The following is a 24,767-nucleotide window of genomic DNA, read 5'->3' as shown; positions in this document are numbered from 1 at the left end:
ACGCCCTCCCTGCTCGCGCAAAGAAGGCAAAGTGGACGACTTTTACGCCGCCCGCAGCAGCACTTCGCCGCCGCCACCGTGGTCTAATTTTGCACCGCCGTTCTCACCCCGATGCGGCGCACGCTGCTGCCGTCGAACCCGCGCTCGGCAAATTCGTTGAGCGCCGCCTCCAATATCGCCTGCCGCGTTTCGACGGACCGCTGCTGTTCGCGCCGGTTGGTCTTCCGCCGCTGTCCGGGCTGTTTCGCGGCGGCGCTTTCGTCCGGGGCCTTTTTGCGGTTTGTCTCTGCCATTGAGCCTCCAAATTGCAGCCGTGAAGCGGAAGCGTGCCCGTGTCCCCCGGCATCCTGCCCTGCCGCCGTGATCGGGATCGACGTTGGAAGGAGGGCAAGCCGCCTTCGCGCACGCTCTACCCAAGTCAATCGCGCGGATCGAGTCCCGAAACCAGAATGTCGACCAGCTTTTCCGCCACGGTCCCGGCCGGCATCGCCCCTTCCGGATCGTACCAGCGCCCCGGCCAGTTGAGCGCCCCCGCCAGCGCGAAAGCAGCCATCTTCACGTCGATCCGCGCGATCGAACCATCGGCAACGGCGTCTTCGATCAATCTGCGCAAGGCATCGTCGATCTCCCGCTTCAGCGCGCGATAGCGCGGCCGGCTTTCCGGCGAGAGCACTTCGTCCCCGGTCCGGATCACGCATCGCCCGAAATCGTCCATGTTGACCTCGGCATAGCGGCGCAGGAAGCGCGTCAGCCGATGGCGGCCGTCGCCGGGCTCCCGCCGGGCCTGATCGGCCGCTTCCAGCAATTGCTGCAGGCCGATGGTGACGCATTCCAGCAGCACCTGATCCTTGTTGGCCAGATAGTGGTAGATGGTGCGCTTGGATATGCCCAGGCTGGCGGCGACGTCGTCCAGCGACGTCGCGTGAAACCCGCGTTCGTTGAACATCCGCACCGCCGCGCGCAGCACGGCCTCCCGCTTGGCAAGGCGCTCGGCTTCTTTCTGGGCGGGGGTGCGAAATGGTGAAGCGGCGTGCATCAATGTCCTCTTTTTCTCCAGCGGAGCGTTGACAGGAAACCCGGCGCGACGCAATACACCCAAAAGTGCATGAGTCACTCATGAGTTTCCGGAGGCTGAAATGGATCTGAAGGGAATGGCTGCCATCGTCACCGGCGGCGCGTCGGGATTGGGCGGCGCCACCGCCGCGCGTCTGGCCCGGGGCGGCGCCAGGGTGACGCTGTTCGACCTGAACGCCGAATTGGGGACGGCCCATGCCGACGCCATTGGCGGCCAGTTCATGAAGGTCGACGTGACGGACGAGGGCGCCGTCGCGGCAGCGTTCGAACAGGCCGAGGCGCTGCACGGCGTCGCCCGCATCCTGGTCAACTGCGCGGGGATCGCGCCGGCGATCAAGACCGTCGGCAAGGAGCATGCGCCCCATCCGCTGGACGTGTTCAGGCGGACCGTCGAAGTGAACCTGATCGGGACATTCTGCATGATCGCCCGCTTCGCGGCTTCCCTGGCGAAGGCGGACGAGATCGAGGGTGAGCGGGGCGTCATCGTCAACACGGCGTCGGTTGCGGCGTTCGACGGCCAGATTGGCCAGGCCGCCTATAGCGCCTCCAAGGGCGGCGTCGTCGGCATGACCCTGCCCATCGCCCGCGACCTGGCGCAGCACAAGATCCGTGTGATGACCATTGCGCCGGGTATCTTCCTGACGCCCATGCTGGAGGCGTTCCCCCAGCATGTGCAGGATGCGCTGGGCGCGCAGGTGCCGCATCCCAGCCGCCTTGGGAAGCCCGACGAATATGCGCAGCTCGTGGACAGCATCATCGCCAATCCCATGCTGAACGGCGAGGTCATCCGACTGGACGGCGCGATCCGAATGGCGCCGCGTTGAGCGGCCCCGGCAGGCGAAGCGCTGGTTCCACGCGCGCGCCTGCCGCCTTCTGGAGCGGGGAACCGGTTCGGTCCGCCGCTCCTCCTCATGTCGAAGGAAGCTGAAAATGGCCGAAGCCTATATTGTCGAGGCGCTGCGCACTGCCGGCGGCAAGCGCAAGGGGGCGCTGTCGGGCGTTCATCCGGCGGATCTGGGCGCCGTGGTGCTGAACGCATTGGTCGACCGCAGCGGCATCGATCCCGCCGCGGTCGAGGATGTCATATTGGGCTGCGTCACGCAGGGCGGCGAACAATCCTTCGCCTTCGGCCGCAATGTCGTGCTGGCGTCGAAACTGCCCGACAGCGTTCCCGCCGTCACCATCGACCGGCAGTGCGGATCGTCGCAGCAGGCGCTGCATTTCGCGGCGCAGGCGGTGATGTCCGGCACGCAGGACCTGGTGATCGCGGCCGGCGTGGAAAGCATGACGCGCGTGCCGATGGGCTCCAACTTCAATCTGCATGCGCAGGCGGGAATTGGGGAAGGTCCATGGCCCGCCAGCATCCGCGAGCGCTACGGCGTCGACGAGTTCAGCCAGTACCATGGCGGGCAGGCGATTGCCGACAAATATGGCTTCAGCCGCGAACACATGGACGCCTACGCGCTGGAGAGCCATCGCAAGGCCGCGGCGGCCATCGCCGCGGGCGCTTTCGAGCGCGAGATCGTGCCGGTCGACACGCCGGACGGCCGCTTCGCGCAGGATGAGGGCGTGCGCGCCAATGGATCGATGGAGGCGCTGGCCGGGCTGAAGACGCTGACCGAAGGCGGCACGATCACCGCTGGCAATGCGAGCCAGATGACCGATGGCGCCTCCGCCGTGCTGGTCGCGAATGAGGAGGCGCTGAAGCGGTTCGACCTGAGGCCGCTGGCGCGCATCCATAATCTGACGGTGACGGCGGGCGACCCCGTCATCATGCTGGAGGAACCGATTGCGGCCACGGAAAGGGCGCTGCGCCGGGCGGGGCTGGGCCTGGACGAGATCGACCTGTTCGAAGTGAACGAAGCTTTCGCTTCCATTCCCATGGCCTGGCTGAAGGTGCTGGGCGCCGATCCGGGCAAGCTGAACGTCCATGGCGGTGCGATCGCGCTGGGCCACCCTCTCGGCGCGAGCGGGACGAAGCTGATGGCGACCCTTGTCCATGGATTGAGGGCGCGGGGCAAGCGCTATGGGCTGCAAGCTATGTGTGAAGGCGGCGGCATCGCCAATGTGACCATCGTCGAGGCATTGTGACGGTTCCTGCGGAGCGGGCGTCGCGGGCTTGCGCGCCCGGCACCCGCGCCGGCGGACCGGCGGATGAACAGGGTTAAGGATGAGTTGACGGGCCGCAAACCCAGGCCGCCTCTAAGCCATTGATCATAATCGCTTTGTGATCGACGCCGTCCGATGTTAGAAAGACGCGCGGTTCCGATGCAGAAGGTTGTCGATGGATAGGAAATTGGCAAGCGAACGGGGTGCCGAACAAAAGGCGCTGGCGGCACGATGGACCATAGCCGCCGAAGCCATGGAGGCGCTGGCCGGCGCGCGGTCGATGGAAGCGATCATAAATGTCCTGCGGGCCTTTGCGCGCCGCGCGGTGGGGGCGGACGGCATCGCGGTCGTCCTGCGCGACGAGGACCAGTGTCATTATATCGCTGAAGATTCGATGGAACCGCTCTGGGCGGGACAGCGCTTCCCGGCATCGAGTTGCGTGTCCGGATGGGCGATGGAGCATCATCGGACGGCGGTGATCCCGGACGTCTTCGACGATCCCCGCGTGCCGGTGGAGGCCTATCGCACCACATTCGTGCGGTCGATGGTGATGGTGCCGATCGGCCGCATCGAACCCATGGCCGCTCTGGGCGCCTATTGGTCCGAATTCGCGCAGCCCACCGACAATGAGATCGCGCTGCTGGAGGCGCTGGCCCGCGCCGCGTCCACCGCGCTGGAGAACGGGCGGCTGTTCGCGTCGCTGGAAGCGCTGAACGACCAGCTCGAACGCCGCGTCCGGGAACGCACCACGGAACTGGAGCGGTCGCAGGACAGCCTGCGCCAGGTCCAGAAGCTGGACATGCTCGGCCAGTTGACGGGCCATGTCGCCCATGACTTCAACAATCTGCTGATGCCGATCGTCGGCGGGCTGGACCTGATCCTGTCGGGCAAGCGGACGCCCGAATCGATCGAGCGGCATGCGACCATCGCGATGCAGGCGGCGGAGAGCGCGCAGACGCTGGTGCAGCGGCTCTTGACCTTTGCCCGCCGCCAGCCCCTGACCGCAAAGGCGGTCGACCTGTCGGACCTGCTTGGCGGGATGCAGGCCTTGCTGACCAGCACGCTGGGACCGCGGATCGCGCTGTCGGTCGATCTCCAGCCGATGGTGCCCCCGGTGCGCGCGGACGCCCATCAGCTTGAGGTCGCGCTGCTCAACCTGGCCGTCAACGGCCGCGACGCCATGCCCGACGGCGGCGCGCTCAGCATAAAGGCACAGGCGCGCCAAAGCCGCCTGCCCGCCGCGCTGACGCCCGGTCCCTATGTCTGCCTGACCGTCAGCGACACCGGCACCGGCATGACCCCGGCGGTCAAGGCGGCGGCCATGGAGCCCTTCTTCACGACCAAGCCGTCCGGCCATGGCACGGGGCTTGGCCTTTCCATGGTCCACGGCCTTGCCGCCCAGCTTGGCGGCACGGTGGAGATCGACAGCGCCGTGGGACAGGGCACCAGCGTCCGGCTATGGCTGCCCGTCGAGCGGGCGCCTACCGTGAAGGCGGCTTCCCCAGCAGTCGAGGAGGGGCCGAAAGAGCGTTCGGGCAAGGTGCTGCTGGTGGACGACAACGATCTCGTCCGGAACAGCACGCGGGAGATGCTGATCGACATGGGCTATGAGGTGGTGGACACCGATCGGGCCGAACGCGCGCTCAGCATGATCGAATCCGGCGACCGGCCGGACATCCTGATCACCGACCATATCATGCCGGGCATGACGGGGGTGGAACTGGCGCTGCGCCTGCGGGCCGATCATCCGCACATCGCGTTGCTGATCATATCGGGCTATGAGGGGGTGGACCTGATCGCGCCCGACATCACGCGCCTGTCCAAGCCCTTCCGGCATAATCACTTGCAGGCCTGCATAGCCGCGGCGCGGGCGCAGGCAGCCTGATCCGCATCCTGTTTCGGGGTCATGGCCCCTCTGCGGAGAAAAGCTTGGCGCCGGCCTGGCCCGGATATGTCCTGTGGCGCTTCGCTTCACTCTATTCAGGCCATCCCTGAAAAGGATGACTTTGCCGTGGATCGGAAGACGCGACCCAGGGCGCATTCGCTTTCATGCCTGAGGCGGCGAGGCCCTTGACGGGACGGGCCTCGCCCTCTTTCCTCAGGCCGGTTGAGCGACGTCCACCGTGTAATGCGCACTGGTCTTGGCGGCGACTTCCTCCGCCGTGACGCCCGGCGCGCATTCGATGAGGCGGAACGGGCTGTCATGGTCGGGCCGCTGGAACACGCAAAGGTCGGTGACGATCATGTCGACCACATTCCTGCCGGTCAGCGGCAGGGTGCAGGCCGGGATGAACTTGGGACTGCCGTCCTTGGACGTGTGTTCCATGACGACGATGATCTTCTTGACGCCCGCGACCAGGTCCATCGCGCCGCCCATGCCCTTGATCATCTTGCCCGGGATCATCCAGTTGGCGATGTCGCCATGTTCCGAAACCTCCATCGCGCCCAGCACGGTCAGGTCGATATGCCCGCCCCGGATCATCGCGAAGCTGTCGGCGCTGGAAAAATAGCAGCTCTGCGGCAATTCGCTGATCGTCTGCTTGCCCGCATTGATCAGGTCGGCATCCTCCTCCCCCTCATAGGGGAAGGGGCCGATGCCCAGCATGCCGTTCTCCGACTGCAGCGTCACTTCCACGCCGTCGGGAATGTGGTTCGCCACCAGCGTCGGGATGCCGATGCCCAGGTTCACGTAGAAACCGTCCTGCAATTCCTTCGCCGCCCGCGCGGCCATTTCGTCACGAGTCCATGCCATTATGCGGCCTCCCTCTGGCGGACGGTGCGGAATTCGATTTTCTTGTCGTAAGGCGCTCCGACGATCATGCGCTTGACGTAGATGCCGGGCAGATGGATCGCATCGGGGTCGAGGCTGCCGGTGGGCACCACCTCCTCCACTTCCGCGACGCAGATCTTCGCCGCCGTCGCCATGGGCTGGTTGAAGTTGCGCGCCGTCTTGCGGAAGATGAGGTTGCCGCTCTCATCGGCCTTCCAGCCCTTGATGACCGCCACATCGGCGAAGATGCCGCGCTCCAATATATAATCCTGCCCGTCGAAGCTCTTCACTTCCTTGCCCTCGGCCACCGCCGTGCCCACGCCCGTCCTGGTGTAGAAGCCCGGAATGCCCGCGCCGCCCGCCCGGCAGCGTTCGGCCAGCGTGCCCTGCGGGCAGAACTCCACCTCCAGCTCCCCGGCCAGATATTGCCGCTCGAACTCCTTGTTCTCGCCCACATAGCTGGAGATCATCTTCCTGACCTGACGCGTGCGCAGCAGCTTGCCCAGCCCCTCGCCATCGATCCCCGCATTGTTGGAGGCGATGGTCAGATCCCTGACCCCCGAATCCCGGATCGCATCGATCAGCCGCTCGGGTATCCCGCACAGCCCGAACCCGCCAGCGCACAGATGCATGCCGTCGAACAGCAAACCCTCCAACGCACTCGCCGCATCCGAATAAAGCTTTTTGACCATAAGCATGCCTCTCCTTCGGATCGCCATTCTGGCGGAGGCCAATTATCATTTCTAATGATTTGTTTTTTGCTTTAGCCAAAAGCCATGTCTATCAATCGCATTGGCCTCTTCCATCTGGAAACCCTGCTCTGGATCGACCGGCTCGGCACGTTCGCTGCGGCGGCGGAGCGGTTGAACACCACCCAGCCGGCAATTTCGGCGCGGGTAAGGGAACTGGAGAGCCATCTGGGCGCCCGGCTGTTCCGCCGCGAAGGCCGGACCATGTCCTTCACCCCCGCCGGGCGGCAACTGGTGCGCGATTGCGGACCTCTCTGGAGCGATCTGCAGAGCATGCTGCTGCGCTGCGGCGGATTGGCGGAAGCGAGCGGCGTGGTCCGCATCGGCGCAGGCGAAATCGCCGCGGCAAGCTGCCTTCCGGACTTCGTGTCGCAATTGAAGGGGGCAATGCCGCATGTCAGCCTGGAACTGGAAATCGACCTGACCGCCAACCTGATCCAGCAATTGCTGGTCGGGCGCGCCGATATTTCCTTCGCGGCCGGGCCGATCGCGCATCCGGCGCTCCAGTCGCGTCCCATCGGCGGGGTGAGCCTGGTCTGGCTCGCCAGTCCCGCCATTGCCGCGTCATTCCACGGCGATGCGGCGGACCGCACCATTCCGATCTGGTCGCTGGCCAGCCATTCCCCGATCTATGGGCGAATGCGCGACGCGATCGCCGCTTCGCAGATCGCCCGTAAATCGCTCAACCTGTGCAACAATGCGCGGATGATGATCGACATCGCCAAGGCGGGTGGCGGGATCGGCATCTTCCCGGAACCCATGGCCCGCGCCGACCTGATGAGCGGAGCCCTTGTGAAACTGGAGGGCATGCCGGCCCTGTCGCCCATCGAGTTTCATGTGGCCAGGCGTATTTCGGACAATGATCCGGTGATCGCCGCCATTTTCGAGCAGGCGAGCGCGCTGCGGCTGGGGCCGGAGGGCGAGGGCTGACCGCTGCCGGGACGGGCTTCAGGAACCCAGCGCCTGATTGGGATCGACGGTCCTTATGCTGCCGGGCATGTCGCGGCTTTCGGCCGGAGTGGCGGCGGCCGGGCCGCCCGGAGCCACGCCCGATCCCAGGGAAACCTCCTTGTCGACATAGACCTCGAACAGCGTGCCGGCGGGCAGCTTGACGTCCTTTCCGCGGACGATCACCGCCAGCGGCAGGAAGACGATGCCCGCGCCCACCGCGCCCAGGGTGCCGGACTTGCCCTGGGAATTGCGCTGGCCGCGCACCGGCACGTCCATCCCGCCCGCCCTGACCGTGCTGACCTTGATGTCGAGCTTGCCCGAGCGGCCGAGCAGGCCATTGTCCCTGACGCGGCTCACTTCCCCCACCGCCGGGCTGCCGGCGGGGATGAGCGTCACGCCGCCGATCGTCACGGGCTTGGCCACGGCCAGTTCGATCCTGTCGCCGACGCGGGCGGATTTGGAGGAAATCTCCTGTCGGGTTTCCAGTTGGATGGCCATGCCTTCGGGAAGGATCGTCGATTGGGCAAGGGCGGGACCCGCGCTCGCCGCCAGCAGCAGGGGGATGGCAGAGCGCATCGGCAATGACAGGCGAATCATCGGTCCATCCTCTCCGCTTCGGCGGCCACGCCCCCGACCGCCGTGCAATTTACGCTTCCGGGGCCAGGGCATCAAGGAACGAGTCGGGCCTGGCGCGGGCGAACGGCGCAGCCATTGCCGCGACGACCTTCCGCTGTGCCGACCGTCAGCCAGAGCGCCGCGTTCAATCGGACGCAGGTCGCGCCTTCGCGCGGATGCCGATGCGGGAGACGGCCGGGCGGACGCCGGCCGATCCCGGCCCTCAGGGTTTCACCTGTCGGGCCGAACCGCGTTCCACCCTGTCAGGACGAACTCAGGCGGATGCCCTTTGCCCGGACGGCGCGAACGCCTGCGCCAGCGGTCCCGCCATGCCCAGCACCGTCAATTCCCCGTCCATCAGCATCCTGCCGGCCTGCTTGCGCTGCACCTTGCCGCTGGTCGTGCGGGGGATCGCGCTGGCGGGCACCATCACCAGATCGGTGATGGCCAGTTCCAGCCGCTCCATGGCCGTGGCGCGCAGCCGGGCGGCAAGGTCCTGGAGTTTCTCGTCCGACAGGGACCGGGCGTCGTCGCGCTTCATCTCCGCGATCAGGACGATATGCTGCGCATCGCCCATCTCGATCTCCACGGCGGCGGCGCTTGCCTGTCCCACCGTGCCGGAAAGTTCCGACCAGATCTGTTCGACATCGCTGGGCGCATGGTTGCGGCCCCGGACGATGATCAGGTCCTTGAGGCGGCTGACGATGAAAAATCCATCGGCCGTGGAAAAGCCGAGATCGCCGGTGCGCAGGAACGGCCCGCCTTCGTCCAGCCGGCCGAAGCTCGCCTCCGTCGCGGCGGGATTGTCGATATAGCCGGCGGTGATGTGCGGGCCGCGCAGCCAGATTTCGCCCACCGCGCCATCGGGCAGCGCCTCGCCGCTTTCGGGATCGACGATCCGCGCCTCCGCCCCGGCCATGGCGGGGCCGCAGCAGGCGAGGTCCAGCACGGCGTCCCCGCCGGCGCTCTCCACCGCCCGACCTGCCGCGAGAGCGCGGCTGTCGTAGCTCTTGACGATGGGGTCGCTCCGGGGCGGAACCGCGATGGTCACGAGGGTGGATTCAGCCAGTCCATAGCAAGGCAGGAAGGCGCGCCTGTCGAAACCGGCACCGGCAAAGCATTCGGCAAAGCGGTCGAGCGTGGCAGGCCGCACCCGCTCCGCCCCGTTGAACGCGACGCGCCAGCCCGACAGGTCGAGACCGTCCGGCATGCCCCGCCGCGTGGCATGGTCGACGCAAAGGTCGTAGCCGAAATTGGGCCCGCCGCTGGTATGCGCGCGATAACGGGAAATGAGTTGCAGCCAGGACATCGGCCTGTTGATGAACGCGGCGGGCGAGGTGATCACGCAGGTCGAGCCCAGGAACAGCGGTTGCAGGATGTTCCCGAACAGCCCCTGGTCGTGATAATGCGGCACCCAGCCGACGAAATGGGAATCCCGGTCGTGGCCGAAGGCGGCGCGGATCATCGTCTCGTTGGCGATGATGTTGCCATGGCTGATCATCACCCCCTTCGGGTTCGACGTGGTGCCGGAGGTGAACTGGAGCACGGCGAGCCGGTCCGGCGCGAGCGCCAGCGGCGAGAAGGCGTGCGATACCGCCGCGAGCGCGGCAAATTCCAGATAGCGCACCGGGCCGGCGGACAGGGCGGCGGACAGTTCCTCCCCGAACAGGCCGGCCATGCTGTCGTCCAGCAGGATGCAGTCGGGCCGGATGTCGTCCAGCATGTTCAGGATATTCCGAAGCCGCGCCTTGCGCCGGCCGACCGGGGCGAGCGGAATGGCGACGCCGCCGACCGCGAGGCAGGCAAGCAGCGCGAGCGCGAAGTCGGTCCCCGCCGAGAAGAGGAGGGCGATCCGGGGACCGGCCAGCCCCCCCGCCGCCAACCCCCCCGCCGCCAACCCCCGTGCCGCCATGGCGCCGGCAAGCTGCCCGACCTGCGCCGCCACCTGCGCATAGGTCAGGCTGCTCTGCGGACCGTCGCCCTGGTCGAATATCAGCGCCGGCCGGTCCGGGACGCTGTTCCCATGGTCCAGTACGATGTCGACGATCGACCGGCTGAAGTCTATCTGCATCTTTTTTGCGAACCCGATGCTTTGGAGCCTTTTCACATGGAGCGAAAACGCCCAGTCCTTTGATGCCGCATGATCCCGGTCGCCAGGCGATTCCGCCCGGCTTGGGGATGTTCCGGTCATTCCGTCGCGAAGGCTATCCGGAGCAGGCCGATCTTCCGCATGCGGAAACCGGCGGCCGACATGCGCAGATAACGGGAATATTTCTCGACCGGATGGATGGCCGGATCGACCACCCCGCTGCGGACCGCGCCGCGCAGCCGGTTGCTCCACATCTCGCAGGTGCGCGCATAGTCTAGCCCGTCGTCGCGCAGCCGCTCGACGCGGAACAGACCCTTGCAGGCGACCACGATGTCCTCCAGCGTCGGCAGTTCCGCCGCCGGGAAGATCTCGTTCGCAATGAAGGGATTGGCGTCCTCCGGCGACATCCTGCCATAGGCGATGGTCTGGAGCGACAGACGGCCCTTCCCTTGCATCCAGTCGCGGCAGGCCTGGAAGAATTCGCGGTACACGCCGCGGCGCTCGTCCACGCTCTGCTGCGGATGGGCGAAATGCTCGAACGCGCCGACGGAGATGATCGCGTCGAACGGCCTGTCGGGACGATAGTCGTGCCAGTTGGAAAGGACCGCGCCTATGCCGGGATCGCCCGATTGCTCGATATAGGCGAGCTGTTCCTCGCTCAGCGTCAGGCCGACGCATTCGGCGGCGCCATGCCTGCGCCGCAGGTTGCGCATCATGCCGCCCCAGCCGCAACCGACGTCCAATATGCGCATGCCCTCGCCGGCGCCGACCGATTCCGCATGATAGTCGAGCTTGCGCTGCTGCGCCTCCTCCAGCGGGGCGTCCTTGGGCAGGCCGTCCCACATCGCGCTGGAATAGGTCATGCTGGGGTCGAGCCACGCCGAATAGAAGTCGTTGCCGACATCATAATGGTGGCGGATGGCGGCGGCCGATCCGCCAAATTCGATCTGTTCGTCCTGGATCATGGCTGGACGCCGCCCTGCTGGGCCGCCATGTCGCTGACCGCCCCGGCGATGCCCGTCGCCGCGTCGCGGATCGCCTCCGCCTCGAACAACAGTTCCAGCGGCAGTTCGTCGGGCAGGTTCAGCCAGTTCTCCAGCTCCACCATCAACGAGATCGCCTTGGCGGAATCGATCCCGAAACTGTCGAACGGCGCATCGGGAGAGACGGCGGCGGGCGCCACATTCACGATTTCAGCGATGCGGGCAATGATCCAGCTTTCGATTTCCTCTGCCGATGCCTGTCGAATAAGGTCGGAATTCATCAATGTCCCCCTGAAGCCGAACGGGTCGCCCCGAATCTGCCATAATAGACGTCCGCCCCGGTCGTGGCGGGCGGGTGTGTGACGGAACCGATCTCCGGCTGGGCGGCGATCTTCTGCAGTTCTGGATGCTCGCGCGCCAGCCGGGCCGCCGCGACGTGCACATTCTCCTCCTCCGGAAGAAGCTGGTCGATGGTGATGTGCGAAGGCCGGGGCAGGCCCCACATCTGGCGCATCTCGTCGAGCGCGGCCTGCGACACCTCCACCTCATAGGCGACGGCCTCCCCCTGGCCATAGTCCATGGCGGAACCGAGCAGGGTCAGCTTCCAGCCGACGCCGTAGCAGAAGCTGAGCATGCGGACATCGGTGAAGCCCACGCAACGGTCGATCCCGGCCTCATAGGCCAGTTCCAGCGGCGCGATCATGCACGCGGCCTTCCGTCGCAGATTGTGGCGGCGCATGCCCCGCTCAATGCAGAATCCGCGGCTCAGTTCCCAGGTCCGCCCGTCGTCGATGGGGCGGATGCCGGCCGGCAGGACATGCGAAAAATGATCGAGCAGCATGGAACAGTCGTCGGTGGGGCGGAAACGCAGCCCCATGACGACCCGGTTCTCGGTCGAAAAGCCTATGATGTTGCTCGCGCGCGCATCATCATATTCGTCATATTCCAATCCGTCCTCGACCCTGAGATCCCAGCCGAGCTGGTTGACGAACACCTCCGCGCGGGCCTGGTGCAAATCTCTGATCTCGTCCTGGTACAGTGCGGAATTGTTCTTCGAAATCAGATGAATCAAATCCGTTCGTCCCCCGCATGCAGCGGCAGCGCCTGTAACACATTATACAGGGGAGGTCATCGGAAAGTTGCAGGGTGCAATCCATGTTCCCCGCAAAAAACCCGGTCGATAAAGGGGGTTCAGGCGGCCTGCTTCTGCCGGGCGCGCTGGACATGCACCTTCACCGCCTGGACGGAGCGGTCGAGTGCCTCGGCAATGTCGAGGTCGCACCACCCGGCCTGCCGCTGGTCGAGGCAGAACAGCTCGGTCTCGGTCAGGGCGGACGCGGCCAGATCGTCGCGCGCGTCGAGCAGGGCGATGCCCCGGCACAGGTAGAGCGTCGCCATGGCGTGCAGGTTCGCGCGTTCCTCCGGGCTTTCCAGCATGCTCAGCAGGCGGATCTCAACCTCATATTGCCGTTCGTCCCAGCCGGTGATCGGAAAGCAGATCTGCGGCAGGACCTCCGGCTGTGCGATCGGCCCGCACCAGCCGGTCTCACCGAACAGGAAGCGCCGCTCCCCATCGCCGACAGCGTAGCAGGCATGGCTCGCCGCCTGAAGGCCCAGGGCCTGGCTGAAGCGGGTGACGAGGCTCTCGATGCTGAGCGTGCTGTCGACCCCCGCGTTGAAATCGGCGGCGGTGGTCGAACTTCCGGCGCGAAGCTGGGTGCTGGGGATATATTCGCTCATGGTTCCTCACGCGGCATATGCCTGCCGTCATGCCGCGTCAGGTCTTAAAAGCGGGTTAAGCGTGCCTTCCTGCCGCCTGATTCCTGTTTGCGGCGGAACGAGCGTTCGCCGGGTTGCGGGGCCGCCGGCCGCAGAGCGCAAGCTCGTCCGATCCGGAGCCGGACGCAGGAAGAGTTTAACCAGCGGTTTACCAAGTCCGCCTATGATCGGCGGATTGAAAAAATATAGCGGGTTTCGTGGGCGATGACGAATTTTGGGTACAGGCGGCGATGGAAGTGGGCACTTCTGGTTTCCGCGACGATCGAACTGGCAGCTTCCGGCACGGCCCGGGCGCAGGCCCCGGCCGATGCGGACATGCGCGCCGACATCACGGTGACGGCGCGCAAGGTGCCGGAACCGCTGCTGAAGGCGCCGCTGGCGGTCACCAGCATTTCGGGCGATTCGATCGTGGCGGCGGGGTTGCAGACCATCACCGACCTGACCCGCATGGCCCCCAATGTCGACATCGGCGGGGGCATTGCAGGCCAGTTGCAGGGGCAGATCTCGATCCGCGGCATCTCCACCCTGGTCCGCAATATCGGGCTGGAAACCGGCGTCGGCATCTATGTGGACGATGTCTATGTCGGCCGGCCGGAAAATTTCGTCCAGCATCTTCTGGATGTCGACCGGGTGGAAATCGTGCGCGGCCCGCAAGGGACGGAATATGGCAAGAACACCATCGCCGGCGTCGTCAACGTCCAGACGAAGCAGCCCGACGCCGATCCCGGCGCCTCCATCCGGCTGGACGCGGGCAATTACGATTACAGGCGGGGCGAGGCGGTGCTGGGCACGCGCCTCAACGAACGGCTTTCGGTGCGCGGCGCGGTGGCCTATGCCCGGCAGGACGGCTTCTACAAGCATCTGTCCGGCGGCAGGGATGCGGGATCGACCGACCTGCTGACCTGGCGGCTGTCGGCCAAATATGCGCCGACCGACCAACTGTCCTTCATCGCCCGGTGGGAGGGGCTGCGCGACCGCGGCACGCCCGCCTTCTTCCAGGCGGACGCGCTGGCCGGCTATCCGGCGGATTTCCCTTCGCGGGAGCCGCTGCACATCAACAACAACCGGCCCAACCGGTTGCACCGCGACAGCCAGGGCATTTCGCTGAGGACGGAATGGGCATCGGACGCGATCACGCTGACGGCCATCACCGCCTATCGCGATTCCTCCTATCATGCCTCGCTGGACGACGATCAGGAGCAGGTCGACTTCGTCTCCGCGGACAATTTCAGCGACGATTCCCATTTCTTCAGCCAGGAACTGCGGCTGGCGGGCGGCACCGGCAAGCTGCGCTATCTGCTGGGCGCCTATTATTTCGACCAGATGGTGCGCACCGACCGGGGCCTGGGTCTGGGCGCCGATACGGGCGTGCCGGGCGAACCGATGCTGACCACCAAGGGCAGCGTCAAGACGGAGAGCGGGGCGCTGTTCGGGCGGCTCGACTATGAACTGACCGATCGCCTGTCGCTTTCCGCCGGCCTGCGCTACACCAGGGAGAAGAAGCGCGCCCATTTCGTCCAGGATGACGCCAGCGGGACGGGTATCTTCACCTATCTGGGCTTCCCGAACCTCACCTTCGACGGCCGGTCGACCGATGACGACCTGTCGCCCAGCGCGACCATTTCCTATGAGGTCGTGCCGGACGCCAATGTCTATGCGCGCTTCTCCCGCGGCTTCAAGAGCGCGGCTTACAATGTCGACCTCGCCTCTTCGCTGGGCGGGCTGACCGCCAGCCCGGAAAAGGCGACCAGCTATGAGGTCGGCTTCAAGATGCTGACGCTGGACCGGCGGATGCGGCTGAACCTTGCCGCGTTCCACACCGATTACGACCGGTTGCAGGTGTCGCAGGTGCTGGGCAGCGGGCTGGCGCTCACCAATGCCGGCCGCGCGCAGGTGGAGGGCGTGGAAGGCGAGCTGTCGCTGCAACTGACGTCCCGGCTGCGGCTGGAGGGGAATGCCGCCATTCTGGACGCACATTATAAGAGGTTCGACAATTGCGGCGTTCCCGCATCGGTCATTCCCTCTGTCGGCAGCCCCAGCACCGACTGCACCGGCAACGACCTGGTCCTGGCGCCCCATTTCACCGGCTATGGCGCCGTCAGCTATGAGGTTCCGGTGCGGATCGGCACGATCTTCGCCCGCGCGGATGTGGATCACCGGTCGACCGTCTATTTCGAGCCGACCAATTCGGACGCCTTCAAGGCCGGGCCGCGCACGCTGGTCAACCTGCGTTTCGGCCTGCGTCGCGGGCAGTGGGACATCGCCGCCTGGGTCCAGAACCTGACCGACAGGATCTACAAGACCTATGCCGACGACCGGTCCGGTCTGGGCGTGTACCGAACGGCGGCATACGGGCCGCCGCGCACCTATGGCGTCAGCCTTTCGGCGGCATTTTAGGACGTTGCGCTTGGGCGTGCTGGCTATGGCCCATATGGCGGCCATTAAGGAAATCTTAGCCAGCAAATGGTGAAACCTTCTTAAGGGCCGCGGCGCCGGGACAGCAGGAGTAGAATGGCGGACCAGATTTCATCGCGGTCACCTGATGAATTTCAAGGCAGGCAGGACCCGATGGATGGCGACCAGCAGATACTGGCGTCGGCAGGGGTCTTGCGGTGGTCGGTTGACGGGGATGGGCTATGCCATCCCGATGCCGCCACCGCGAGCCGTTTCGGCGTGCGGGACGGCCAGCCGCTGCTTCGCTGGTTCCGCGGCGTGCACCGGATCTTTCGCAAGCCCGTGCTCCAGCTTGCCCGCGCCGTTCTGCGCATGGGCAGGGCCGAAGCGACGCTGACGCTGGAGGATCGTGAAGGCGTCATGAGGAATATGCGTGTCGTCGCGCGCATCCGTCGTGACGGGGCGGGCCGGCCGGCGGCCGACCTGGTGATGATCGACGTCACGACCGAACATGCCGAAATCGGACGGCTGCGCCGCAGCACGGAAAATCTGCGCCTGATCGTCGAATATAATCCTCAGCTTCCCTGGCTGGCCGATCCCGACGGCCGGATCATCGACTTCACCGATCGCTGGCTGGAAAGTTCCGGCCTGGACCGGGAGGAGGCGGAGGGCAATGGCTGGCTTGCGGCGACGCATCCGGATGACATCGGCCCGCTGACCCACCGGATCACCCATTCGCTGACCACCGGCGAGCCCTTCGACGTGCGCGTGCGGCTGATGGTCAACGACCAGTATCGCTGGATGCGGGCGCAGGCCTATCCCCGGCGCGACGAGGAAGGCCGGATCATCCGCTGGTACGGCTATACCGAGGACATCCATGAAAGCGTGCTGATCGAGGAGCAGATACGCTGGAACGCCGAGCATGATTCGCTGACGCAACTGCCCAACCGGGCGATGTTCAACGCCTGCCTGGACAAGGCGCTGGCGAGCGCCATGACCGACTTCAAGAAGGTCGGCGTCTTCCTGCTCGACATCGACAATTTCAAGGACGTCAACGACCTGATGGGCCATCATGCCGGTGACGAGCTGTTGAAGAGCTTTGCCTCCCGCCTCAAGGAAATCTTCGCCGGCGACGGGGTGGTGGCGCGGCTGGGCGGCGACGAGTTCGCCATATTGATCGAGAATGTCGAAAGCCGACAGCAGCTTGCCGATCTCGCCAATCGCGTCCTCACCATTCGGGAGACGCTGTTCGCCGCCGGGCGCTCGCTCGAATGCCGCGGCAGCATCGGCGTGGCCGCATTCCCCGAGGATGGCCGGGTCGCGACGGAACTGCTGCGCCATGCCGACCTGGCGCTTTATCGCGCCAAGTCGCTGGGCCGGGGGCGCATGCAGATGTTCGAGCAGTCGCTGCTGGAGGACATGCAGGAGCGCGTGGCCATGATCAACCGGGCGCGGACCGCCGTGCGCGACGGCACGATCATCAGCTATTATCAGCCCAAGGTGTCGTTGCAGACGGGCGAACTGGTCGGGTTCGAAGCGCTGCTGCGGTGGCGCGACAGTTGCGGCACCATCCGCTCGCCCGCCGAAATCTACGCGGCGTTCGACGATCATGACGTCGCCGACATGATCGGCCAGACGATGACCAGCCAGGTGTTCGCCGACATGGCCGCATGGCGCGCGCGCGGGCTGACGCTGGGGCATGTCGCCATCAACGTGTCCTCGGCCGAATTGCGGCGGGAACGCTTTGCCGGACGCTTGATCGAGACCATGGACCGCTTCTCCATCGCGCCCGATTCCATAGAGATCGAGATCACCGAAGGGGTGTTCCTGGGCGCGGGGTCGGACACGGTGCGCCGTTCCATCGACGAACTGCACATGTGCAACATCCCGCTGGCGCTGGACGATTTCGGGACCGGCTTCGCCTCGCTTTCCCATTTGCGGTCGCTGCCCGTCAGCACGCTGAAGATCGACCGTTCCTTCGTCAGCGGCGTGACGGCGCGCGAAAGCGATGCCGCCATCGTTTCCGCGCTGATCACGCTGGGCCGCGCGCTCAACATGAAGGTGGTGGCGGAAGGCGTCGAGGAAGCGGACCAGTCGGTCAAGCTGCGCGAACTGGGCTGCGACTATGCCCAGGGTTTCTATTTCGGCCGCCCCGCGCCGTCGGAGAATATTCCCGCGCTGATCCAGTCGTGGAGCGAGAATAGCGCCATCATCACCCTGAACCGGCGGGCCGCGCCCTGGTCTCCGCGCGGGATGCGCGGGGAAGGCCGCGCGGACTCGCTGACCGCCTGAGGGAAGACCGGATCCCGGTCAGGTGAGGCGCAGCGACGTGATGCGGCTTCAATCCGCTCGCGCCTGGAGCACGCTGCGCCAGATCGGACGCGGGTCGCGTGCTCCAGCTTTCTGTTGTCCGATCCTTTCAGGCGGAAAACCGGTTCCCGCCCGTCGGCAGGCTCAGGGCAGCTTTTCCGCACGATTGGCTCTAGCCGTTGACGATGGTGCCCCCATTGGGATGCAGCACCTGCCCCGACATGTAGCTGGCGTCATCGCAGGCGAGGAAGAGGAAGGACGGGGCGACTTCATTGGGCTGGCCCGGCCTGCCCATGGGCGTGCTTTCCCCGAAATGCTCCAGCTTTTCCGGACTTGCCCCGCCGCTGGGGTTGAGCGGGGTCCAGATCGGACCCGGCGCGACGGCGTTCACCCTGATGCCGTCCCCCACCAGATTTTCGGACAGCGACCGGGTGAAGGCGGTGATCGCCCCCTTGGTGCTGGAATAGTCGAGCAGTTCCTTCGACCCCTGATACATGGTGACGGAGGTGCAGTTGACGATCGCCGCCCCGCGCTTCAGATGCGGGCGGACCGCCTGCGTCAGGAAGAACATGGCGAAGATGTTGGTCTGGAAGGTGCGGCGCAGCTGTTCCTCGCTGATGTCGGTGATGTCGCTGTCCGGGTGCTGCTCGCCCGCATTGTTGACGAGGATGTCGATCCGCCCGAACTGCTCGACCACCTGCGCCACGGCCCGCTGGCAGAAGTCCCGGTCGCCCAGGTCGCCCGCGATCGTGAGCGCCCGCCGCCCTTCCGCCCTAACGATCCCGGCGGTCTTTTCCGCGTCGTCATGTTCGCAGAGGTAGAAGATCGCGACATCGGCCCCTTCGCGGGCATAGAGCGCCGCGACCGCCCGCCCGATTCCGCTGTCGGCGCCGGTGACGATCGCCACCTTGCCCGCCAGCCGGCCGGAGCCGGGATAGCGCGGTTCCCATTCGGGCTTGGGCTCCAGCCGGCTTTCATGGCCGGGCAGGCCATCCTCATGGATCATCTCTTCGGTATCGGGCATCGCAAATCTCCTTTCCCCGAAGAACACATTGCCTGCTGGGGAGTTCATTGGCTGGAGCCCGGTTCGGCGCGTGGATGGGGCGGATGGAGACATGCGATGGTTCTGAAAGCCCTGGCCCTCAACTGCAGCCTCAAGGCGGGGGACGGCGAATCCAGCTCGACCGACGCGATGATCGCGGTGCTGGCGAAGGCCCTTGCCGCCCATGATGTCGAACTCACCGGCACGGTGCGGGTCGCGGCGCTCGACATCAGGCCCGGCGTGACGTCCGATGAAGGAGAGGGCGACGCCTGGCCGGCGTTGCGCCGCAGGATATTGGACCATGACATAGTGATCTTCGGCGGCCCGATCTGGCTGGGGCAGATCAGCAGCGTCGCCAAGCGGGTGCTGGAACGCATGGACGCCTTTCTGGGCGAGGCAGACGAGCGGGGCCGCATGCCGAGCTATGGCAAGGTTGCGGTCGCGGCGATTGTCGGCAATGAAGACGGGGCGCATTTTTCGACCGCGCAATGGTTTCAGGCGCTGAACGATGTCGGCTGGACGATTCCGGCCACGGCCGCCTGCTATTGGGTGGGGGAAGCTATGGGCTCGATCGATTTCAAGGATCTGGGGGAGGTGCCGGAGAAGGTGGAGAAGACCGCGAAGATGGTGGCGGGCAATGCGGCGCATCTGGCCGGCCTGCTCCGGTCCTCCCCCTATCCGGGCTGAACCCAGGTGGCGAAAACCGGCCGCGTCGCGCACATCCGGGAAAATATCGTCCTTTACGGCGCGCTGCTGGCCAATATCGGCATTGCGGTCGCCAAGTTCGTCGCCTCGGCCCTGACCGGCTCCTCCTCCATGCTGACGGAGGGGGTGCATTCGATGGTCGACAGCGGCAACCAGTTGCTGCTGCTCTATGGTCAGGCCAGGGCGAAGAAGCCCGCCGACGCCGCCCATCCCTTCGGCTATGGGCGGGAGCTGTATTTCTGGGCCTTCGTCGTCGCCATCCTGATCTTCGCGGTCGGCGCGGGCGTATCCATTTATGAAGGCTGGCTCCATATTCGGCAGCCGGAGCCGCTGCGCGACCCCGCCGTCAACTACATCGTCCTGGCCATCGCCTTCCTGATGGAGGGCGCATCCTGGACCATCGCCGTGCGGGAATTCGGACGCAAGCGCGGCCCCAGCAGTTGGTGGCAATCGATCCGCCGGTCGAAGGACCCGGCCGGCTTCATCGTCCTGTTCGAGGACAGCGCCGCGCTGATCGGGCTGATCGTGGCGGCCATCGGCGTCTGGGCCAGCCATTATTTCGGCAATGCGCGGCTGGACGGCGTCGCCTCCATCGTCATCGGGCTGGTGCTGGGCGCGGTGGCGGTGCTGCTGGCGCGGGAGGCCAAGGGCCTGCTTATCGGGGAGAGCGCCGACCGGGCCATCATCGACGCGGTCTGGGCGCTGCTCGACCGGCGGCCGGAGATCACCGCCGTCAATCACATCCGCACCATCCACACCGCGCCCGACGCGGTGTTCGTGGCGATCAGCGCCGATTTCGCCGACGATCTGCGCATGGGCCGGGCCGAAAGCCTGATCGAGGAGATGGAAAGCGAGATGAAGCGGGCGATTCCCGAACTCACCTCCATCTATATCCGTCCGGAAAAGCGGGAGGACGCCCTGGTCCAGCCGCGCGCTTCCGCCTGACGGCCGGCCCGCCCCGCCTGTTCGCGGCCTTCCACGTCCATATTCCGTCAATTGGCCCCTTGACCATCTGATGACGATCGTCATCTAACGCCGGTCGATCGATCCGGGAGGAAGGCCTTCATGCTGTCAGCGACTCTCGCCCGCCAAATGGGCACGCGGCAAATCCATTATGGATGGGCCGTGCTGGCCGCGACCTTCTTCACCATGCTGGTCGTCGCCGGCGCCGTGGGCGCGCCCGGCGTGTTCATCATCCCCCTGCAAAAGGAATTCGGCTGGAGTTCGGCGGATATTTCCGGGGCGCTGGCGATCCGTTTCCTGCTGTTCGGCGGGATGGGCCCGTTCGCCGCCGCCTTCATGAACCGCTTCGGCGTGCGGCGGATGATGCTGATCTCGCTGTCCATCATCGTCGGCGGACTGCTGCTGTCGATGGGCATGACCCGATTGTGGCATCTCGTCCTGCTGTGGGGCGTCGTCATCGGCATCGGCACCGGGCTCACCGCCATGGTGCTGGGCGCCACCGTCGCCACGCGCTGGTTCGCGCACAGGCGCGGGCTGGTCATGGGGCTGCTGTCGGCCAGCACCGCCACGGGTCAGCTGGCCTTCCTGCCGCTGCTCGCCGCGCTGACGGAGCGGTTCGGCTGGCGCGCCTCGGTCCTGCTGGTGTGCGGCGCGATCCTGCTGGCGGCGATGGTCGTGCTGCTGCTGATGCGCGACCGTCCCGCCGACCTCGGCCTGCCGCCCTATGGCGAGAGCGAGGTGCATCCCGCCCCGCCGCAGCCCGCCAGCTTCGGCGCCCTGTTGATGAGCCCGCTCCGCATCTTGGCCGATGCCGCGCGGGTGCCCAGCTTCTGGATATTGTTCTTTTCCTTCTACATCTGCGGCGCCAGCACCAACGGGCTGGTCCAGACGCATTTCATCGCGCTTTGCGGCGACTATGGGCTGGCGGCGGTGGGCGCGGCGTCGATGCTGGCGATGATGGGGCTGTTCGATTTCGCGGGCACGCTGGCGTCGGGCTGGCTGTCGGACCGGTTCGACAATCGCTGGCTGCTGTTCTGGTATTATGGGCTGCGCGGCCTTTCGCTGCTCTATCTGCCGTTTAGCGACTTCTCGTTCTACAGCCTGTCGGTCTTCGCGATGTTCTACGGCCTCGACTGGGTCGCGACCGTGCCGCCGACGGTCAAGCTGACGGCGCAGCGTTTCGGACCGGAGCGGGCCAATGTCGTGTTCGGCTGGATCTTCGCCGGGCATCAGCTCGGCGCGGCGAGCGCGGCGCTGGCGGGCGGCCTTTCGCGCACCGTCTGGCAAAGCTATATGCCCGCCTTCGTCGCGGCGGGGATATTGTGCCTGATCGGGGCGGGGCTGGTGCTGCTGATCAATCGCGGGCGGAGCAAGACCTTCGTCCTCGCCTGACCGGCTGTGTGGAGAGGCTTGGATGCTGCAAGGAAAAATCGCCCTCGTCACCGGAGCCGGACGCGGCCTGGGACGCGAGATCGCGCTGGGCCTGGCCGGGGCCGGCGCGCATGTCCTGCTCCATGGCCGAAATGTCGAGCAGCTTGAGGCGACCGCCGCCGCCATCGCCGCCTCGGGCGGGACGAGCGCGCCGCTGATCTTCGACCTGCAGGATGGCGAAGCGCTGCGGGCGGCGCTCGGCCCCTGCGGCCCGATCGACATATTGGTCAACAATGCAGGCCATCGCGACCGCAGGCCGCTTGGAGAACTGGACCGGCCCGCGGTGCGGCGGATGCTGGAGGTCAATCTGGTCGCGCCCTTCGACCTCGCCCGCACCATCGCGGCCGGGATGAAGGAGGGCGGGCGGATCGTCAACGTCACGTCCATCGCGGGCCAGATCGCCCGGTCCGGCGACGCGGCCTACACCATGGCGAAGGGCGGGCTGGACGCGCTGACGCGGGCGCTGGCGGCGGAACTGGGCAGTCGCGGCATCACCGTGAACGCCGTCGCCCCCGGCTATTTCGCGACCGAGGCCAATGAGGAGATGACCGCCGACCCCGCCATAGCGGATCACCTCGCCCGCCGCACGTCGCTGGGGCGATGGGGCCGGCCGGAGGAGATTGTCGGCCCGGTTCTGTTCCTGGCGTCAGACGCGGCATCCTACGTCACCGGACAGGTGCTGGCGGTGGACGGCGGCTACACCGCCCACTTCTGAAGCGATTCAGGCGGCCAACCCCCGCATCCGCAGCAGCGCGTCGACCTCCGGCGCGCGCCCGGCGAAAGCCCGGAAATTCTCGGCGGCGGGGCGGCTCGCCCCGGCGGCAAGGATTTCACGCCGGAAAGCGGTCGCCCCGCCGCCCGGAATGTCGGCATGGGCGAAAATCTCGAACGCGTCGGCCGACAGCAGTTCCGCCCAGAGATAGGAATAATAGCCCGCCGCATAGCCGCCCGCGAAGATATGGCTGAACGCATGGGCAAAGCGGTTCCATTCCGGCGGATGCACCACGGCCACCGCCTTGCGCACCTGATCCAGCACGGCGTTGACCCGCGCGCCCTGTGCCGGGTCATAGTCGCGGTGGAGCAGCAGGTCGAAGGTCGCGAATTCGATCTGCCGCAATATGGCAAGGCCCGCCTGGAACTGGCGCGCCGCCAGCAGCCGGTCGAACATCGCCTGCGGCAGCGGCTCGCCGCTGTCGACATGGCCGGACAGGCCGATCAGCGTGTCCCCGTCCCAGGCGAAATTCTCCATGAACTGGCTGGGCAGTTCCACCGCGTCCCATTCCACGCCGCTGATGCCGCCGATCGACGGCAGGTCCACCTCGGTCAGCAGGTGATGCAGCACATGGCCGAATTCGTGGAACAGCGTCACCACGTCATTATGCGTCGCCAGCGAAGGCCGGTCGCCCGCGGGCGGCGCGAAATTGGTGGTGAGGTAGGCGATGGGCAGATGCAGCCGGTCGGCATCGCGGAAGCGCGAACGGCACACGTCCATCCACGCCCCGCCCCTTTTGCCCGCCCGCGCGAACAGGTCGAGATAGACGCCCGCCACCACGCTGTCGTCCGCGTCCAGCACGTCGTAGAACAGCACGTCCGGATGCCAGGTCGGCACGCCCTGCCGGGCGACGAGGCGGACGCCGAACAGCCGCTCGATCAGCGCCTGCGTTCCCGCAAGCACGCGGGGCAGGGGAAAATAGGCCTTCAGCGCCTCCTGATCCACGCCATGCAGCGTGCGGCGCAATGCTTCGGCCACATAGGAAAGGTCCCATGGCTGCACATCGTCCAGCTCCAGATGCTCGGCCGCGAAGGCGCGCGCCTCCGCCAGTTCGCGTTCCCCGACCGGCCGCGCCCGCCGGGCGAGGTCGGCCAGGAACGCCAGCGCTTCGTCCGCGTCGGCGGCCATCTTGGTCTCCAGCGAATGGGCGGCGGAATCGGCAAAGCCCAATATCTGCGCGGCTTCATGACGCAGCGCCATGATCGCGTCGATCCGTTCGCTATTGTCGTGGCTCCTGTCCTCCGCCTGATCGGAGGCGCGGCTGTTGTAGGCGCGATAGACCCGCTCCCGCAGCGCCCGGTCCTGCGCATGATAGAGGATCGCCAGCACGCTCGGCTGGCGCAGCGTGATCAGCCAGCCGGTCAGCCCCTTTTCCTGCGCATAGGCGGCCAGGATCGCCCTGTCGCTGTCCGGAACGCCCGCCAGCGCCGCCTCGTCGGTGACATGCTCGCTCCAGGCCTCGGTGGCGTCGAGCACCGCATTGCCGAATTTGGTGCTGAGGTCGCTCAACTCCACACCGATGTCCAGGAAACGCTGCCGCGCCTCACCCTCCAGCGCGACGCCCGCCAGACGGAAGCCACGCAGGGCGAGATCGACGGCCCGCTGCGCGGCGGGCGGCAGGCTGGCGAAATCGGGGCGGGCGGCGAGGCGGGCGACGGCATCGTGATGGGCCCGGTTCTGGCCCGCCTCCATCAGATAGGCGGTCATCAGCGCCTGCGCTGCGGCGTGCGCTTCCCGCAATTCGGGCGTGTCAGCGACGGAGGCGAGATGCCCCACCGGCGACCAGACCCGCGACAGCAGGAAATCGGCGCGCTCGGCGGCCAGGATGACCGCGTCGAAATCATCCTTCCCGCTGGCGGTGATCCCTTCGATGGCCGCGCGGTGGGCCGCGATCGCTTCCTCCATGGCGGGGACGACATGGGCAGGCCGGATGGCGGCGAAATCGGGCAGGTCGCTGTCGGCAAGAAGGGGATTGGCGGTGGTCATGGCTACTCGTGGCTTGCGGGCCTCCGTGGCAGGAGGAACAGCCTC

General features: G+C 66.3%; 22 protein-coding genes. 10 read left to right on the top strand and 12 right to left on the bottom strand.

Annotated features, from left to right (window positions below):
• Positions 1-83: 83 nt before the first annotated feature.
• Both LDB29_RS21095 and LDB29_RS21090 read right to left on the bottom strand, forming a co-directional pair.
• Positions 84-293: a TetR family transcriptional regulator gene (locus LDB29_RS21095; protein ID WP_257557616.1), complete on the bottom strand. Its 210-nt coding sequence runs from the start codon at positions 291-293 to the stop codon at positions 84-86.
• A gap of 125 nt (positions 294-418) precedes the next feature.
• Positions 419-1,036 carry a TetR/AcrR family transcriptional regulator gene (locus LDB29_RS21090; protein WP_257557615.1) on the bottom strand — a complete coding sequence of 206 codons (618 nt, stop codon included), beginning with the start codon at positions 1,034-1,036 and terminating at the stop codon, positions 419-421.
• 100 nt (positions 1,037-1,136) lie between these two features.
• Between LDB29_RS21090 and LDB29_RS21085 the strand changes: the two genes are divergently transcribed.
• The 3 genes from LDB29_RS21085 (at position 1,137) to LDB29_RS21075 (ending at position 5,068) form a co-directional block, all read left to right on the top strand.
• Positions 1,137-1,898: an SDR family NAD(P)-dependent oxidoreductase gene (locus LDB29_RS21085; RefSeq protein WP_048575642.1), complete on the top strand. Its 762-nt coding sequence runs from the start codon at positions 1,137-1,139 to the stop codon at positions 1,896-1,898.
• A gap of 106 nt (positions 1,899-2,004) precedes the next feature.
• On the top strand, positions 2,005-3,165 hold the full coding sequence (locus LDB29_RS21080) for an acetyl-CoA C-acetyltransferase (protein WP_257557614.1): 1,161 nt from the start codon (positions 2,005-2,007) through the stop codon (positions 3,163-3,165).
• 193 nt (positions 3,166-3,358) lie between these two features.
• Positions 3,359-5,068, top strand: a complete 1,710-nt coding sequence (locus tag LDB29_RS21075) for an ATP-binding protein (RefSeq protein WP_306812586.1) — start codon at positions 3,359-3,361, stop codon at positions 5,066-5,068.
• Positions 5,069-5,281: 213 nt separating this feature from the next.
• Here the strand turns inward: LDB29_RS21075 and LDB29_RS21070 are convergent, their stop codons facing one another.
• Both LDB29_RS21070 and LDB29_RS21065 read right to left on the bottom strand, forming a co-directional pair.
• Complete coding sequence (locus LDB29_RS21070; protein ID WP_044661041.1) at positions 5,282-5,935, bottom strand: CoA transferase subunit B; 654 nt, start codon at positions 5,933-5,935, stop codon at positions 5,282-5,284.
• On the bottom strand, positions 5,935-6,645 hold the full coding sequence (locus LDB29_RS21065) for a CoA transferase subunit A (protein ID WP_140043106.1): 711 nt from the start codon (positions 6,643-6,645) through the stop codon (positions 5,935-5,937). Before LDB29_RS21065 ends, LDB29_RS21070 begins: the two co-directional genes overlap by 1 nt.
• Before the next feature lie 84 nt (positions 6,646-6,729).
• On the opposite strand from LDB29_RS21065, the gene LDB29_RS21060 reads away from it, so the two are divergent.
• Entirely contained in the window at positions 6,730-7,632 is a 903-nt protein-coding gene (locus LDB29_RS21060) for a LysR family transcriptional regulator (protein WP_044661042.1), read from the top strand.
• Between the two features lie 18 nt (positions 7,633-7,650).
• Here the strand turns inward: LDB29_RS21060 and LDB29_RS21055 are convergent, their stop codons facing one another.
• From LDB29_RS21055 to LDB29_RS21030, 6 genes are all read right to left on the bottom strand, one after another.
• Entirely contained in the window at positions 7,651-8,250 is a 600-nt protein-coding gene (locus LDB29_RS21055) for a hypothetical protein (RefSeq protein WP_025549430.1), read from the bottom strand.
• 292 nt (positions 8,251-8,542) lie between these two features.
• Positions 8,543-10,339: a fatty acyl-AMP ligase gene (locus LDB29_RS21050; protein WP_257557612.1), complete on the bottom strand. Its 1,797-nt coding sequence runs from the start codon at positions 10,337-10,339 to the stop codon at positions 8,543-8,545.
• Positions 10,340-10,455: 116 nt separating this feature from the next.
• Positions 10,456-11,322, bottom strand: coding sequence for a cyclopropane-fatty-acyl-phospholipid synthase family protein (locus tag LDB29_RS21045; protein WP_044661043.1), 867 nt, complete (start codon positions 11,320-11,322; stop codon positions 10,456-10,458).
• Positions 11,319-11,621 carry an acyl carrier protein gene (locus LDB29_RS21040; protein WP_044661044.1) on the bottom strand — a complete coding sequence of 101 codons (303 nt, stop codon included), beginning with the start codon at positions 11,619-11,621 and terminating at the stop codon, positions 11,319-11,321. Before LDB29_RS21040 ends, LDB29_RS21045 begins: the two co-directional genes overlap by 4 nt.
• Entirely contained in the window at positions 11,621-12,355 is a 735-nt protein-coding gene (locus LDB29_RS21035; protein ID WP_257557610.1) for an acyl-homoserine-lactone synthase, read from the bottom strand. Before LDB29_RS21035 ends, LDB29_RS21040 begins: the two co-directional genes overlap by 1 nt.
• Positions 12,356-12,531: 176 nt before the next feature.
• On the bottom strand, positions 12,532-13,080 hold the full coding sequence (locus tag LDB29_RS21030) for a hypothetical protein (RefSeq protein ID WP_025551310.1): 549 nt from the start codon (positions 13,078-13,080) through the stop codon (positions 12,532-12,534).
• 243 nt (positions 13,081-13,323) lie between these two features.
• Between LDB29_RS21030 and LDB29_RS21025 the strand changes: the two genes are divergently transcribed.
• Both LDB29_RS21025 and LDB29_RS21020 read left to right on the top strand, forming a co-directional pair.
• Entirely contained in the window at positions 13,324-15,516 is a 2,193-nt protein-coding gene (locus tag LDB29_RS21025; protein WP_065846771.1) for a TonB-dependent receptor, read from the top strand.
• Positions 15,517-15,687: 171 nt separating this feature from the next.
• Positions 15,688-17,805 (top strand): bifunctional diguanylate cyclase/phosphodiesterase, encoded by a 2,118-nt coding sequence (locus tag LDB29_RS21020; protein WP_025551311.1) that lies wholly within the window; start codon positions 15,688-15,690, stop codon positions 17,803-17,805.
• Positions 17,806-17,995: 190 nt separating this feature from the next.
• Here the strand turns inward: LDB29_RS21020 and LDB29_RS21015 are convergent, their stop codons facing one another.
• Entirely contained in the window at positions 17,996-18,847 is an 852-nt protein-coding gene (locus LDB29_RS21015; protein ID WP_044661049.1) for a glucose 1-dehydrogenase, read from the bottom strand.
• Positions 18,848-18,943: 96 nt separating this feature from the next.
• On the opposite strand from LDB29_RS21015, the gene LDB29_RS21010 reads away from it, so the two are divergent.
• From LDB29_RS21010 to LDB29_RS20995, 4 genes are all read left to right on the top strand, one after another.
• Complete coding sequence (locus LDB29_RS21010; RefSeq protein WP_025551314.1) at positions 18,944-19,552, top strand: flavodoxin family protein; 609 nt, start codon at positions 18,944-18,946, stop codon at positions 19,550-19,552.
• A 6-nt stretch (positions 19,553-19,558) separates the two neighbouring features.
• A complete protein-coding gene (locus tag LDB29_RS21005) occupies positions 19,559-20,515 on the top strand; it encodes a cation diffusion facilitator family transporter (protein WP_025551316.1) in 957 nt (318 codons plus the stop codon).
• Between the two features lie 120 nt (positions 20,516-20,635).
• Positions 20,636-21,925 (top strand): MFS transporter, encoded by a 1,290-nt coding sequence (locus LDB29_RS21000; RefSeq protein ID WP_025551318.1) that lies wholly within the window; start codon positions 20,636-20,638, stop codon positions 21,923-21,925.
• 22 nt (positions 21,926-21,947) lie between these two features.
• Positions 21,948-22,679 carry an SDR family oxidoreductase gene (locus LDB29_RS20995; protein WP_025551320.1) on the top strand — a complete coding sequence of 244 codons (732 nt, stop codon included), beginning with the start codon at positions 21,948-21,950 and terminating at the stop codon, positions 22,677-22,679.
• A gap of 6 nt (positions 22,680-22,685) precedes the next feature.
• On the opposite strand, the gene LDB29_RS20990 is transcribed toward LDB29_RS20995, so the two are convergent.
• Positions 22,686-24,722 carry a M3 family metallopeptidase gene (locus tag LDB29_RS20990; RefSeq protein ID WP_257557609.1) on the bottom strand — a complete coding sequence of 679 codons (2,037 nt, stop codon included), beginning with the start codon at positions 24,720-24,722 and terminating at the stop codon, positions 22,686-22,688.
• Positions 24,723-24,767: the final 45 nt, after the last annotated feature.

It is taken from the genome of Sphingobium sp. CFD-2 (genome assembly GCF_024611135.1).
Classification (GTDB): domain Bacteria; phylum Pseudomonadota; class Alphaproteobacteria; order Sphingomonadales; family Sphingomonadaceae; genus Sphingobium; species Sphingobium fuliginis.
This window is presented reverse-complemented; position numbering and strand designations above follow the sequence as displayed.

Coding starts and splice junctions, on each gene's coding strand:
- LDB29_RS21090 (WP_257557615.1), bottom strand. CDS start 1,036: ATGCACGCCGCTTCACCATTTCGCACCCCCGCCCAGAAAGAAGCCGAG.
- LDB29_RS20990 (WP_257557609.1), bottom strand. CDS start 24,722: ATGACCACCGCCAATCCCCTTCTTGCCGACAGCGACCTGCCCGATTTC.
- LDB29_RS21020 (WP_025551311.1), top strand. CDS start 15,688: ATGGATGGCGACCAGCAGATACTGGCGTCGGCAGGGGTCTTGCGGTGG.
- LDB29_RS21095 (WP_257557616.1), bottom strand. CDS start 293: ATGGCAGAGACAAACCGCAAAAAGGCCCCGGACGAAAGCGCCGCCGCG.
- LDB29_RS20995 (WP_025551320.1), top strand. CDS start 21,948: ATGCTGCAAGGAAAAATCGCCCTCGTCACCGGAGCCGGACGCGGCCTG.
- LDB29_RS21010 (WP_025551314.1), top strand. CDS start 18,944: ATGGTTCTGAAAGCCCTGGCCCTCAACTGCAGCCTCAAGGCGGGGGAC.
- LDB29_RS21045 (WP_044661043.1), bottom strand. CDS start 11,322: ATGATCCAGGACGAACAGATCGAATTTGGCGGATCGGCCGCCGCCATC.
- LDB29_RS21000 (WP_025551318.1), top strand. CDS start 20,636: ATGCTGTCAGCGACTCTCGCCCGCCAAATGGGCACGCGGCAAATCCAT.
- LDB29_RS21070 (WP_044661041.1), bottom strand. CDS start 5,935: ATGGCATGGACTCGTGACGAAATGGCCGCGCGGGCGGCGAAGGAATTG.
- LDB29_RS21065 (WP_140043106.1), bottom strand. CDS start 6,645: ATGGTCAAAAAGCTTTATTCGGATGCGGCGAGTGCGTTGGAGGGTTTG.
- LDB29_RS21075 (WP_306812586.1), top strand. CDS start 3,359: ATGGATAGGAAATTGGCAAGCGAACGGGGTGCCGAACAAAAGGCGCTG.
- LDB29_RS21040 (WP_044661044.1), bottom strand. CDS start 11,621: ATGAATTCCGACCTTATTCGACAGGCATCGGCAGAGGAAATCGAAAGC.
- LDB29_RS21080 (WP_257557614.1), top strand. CDS start 2,005: ATGGCCGAAGCCTATATTGTCGAGGCGCTGCGCACTGCCGGCGGCAAG.
- LDB29_RS21085 (WP_048575642.1), top strand. CDS start 1,137: ATGGATCTGAAGGGAATGGCTGCCATCGTCACCGGCGGCGCGTCGGGA.
- LDB29_RS21050 (WP_257557612.1), bottom strand. CDS start 10,339: ATGCAGATAGACTTCAGCCGGTCGATCGTCGACATCGTACTGGACCAT.
- LDB29_RS21060 (WP_044661042.1), top strand. CDS start 6,730: ATGTCTATCAATCGCATTGGCCTCTTCCATCTGGAAACCCTGCTCTGG.
- LDB29_RS21030 (WP_025551310.1), bottom strand. CDS start 13,080: ATGAGCGAATATATCCCCAGCACCCAGCTTCGCGCCGGAAGTTCGACC.
- LDB29_RS21015 (WP_044661049.1), bottom strand. CDS start 18,847: ATGCCCGATACCGAAGAGATGATCCATGAGGATGGCCTGCCCGGCCAT.
- LDB29_RS21025 (WP_065846771.1), top strand. CDS start 13,324: ATGACGAATTTTGGGTACAGGCGGCGATGGAAGTGGGCACTTCTGGTT.
- LDB29_RS21055 (WP_025549430.1), bottom strand. CDS start 8,250: ATGATTCGCCTGTCATTGCCGATGCGCTCTGCCATCCCCCTGCTGCTG.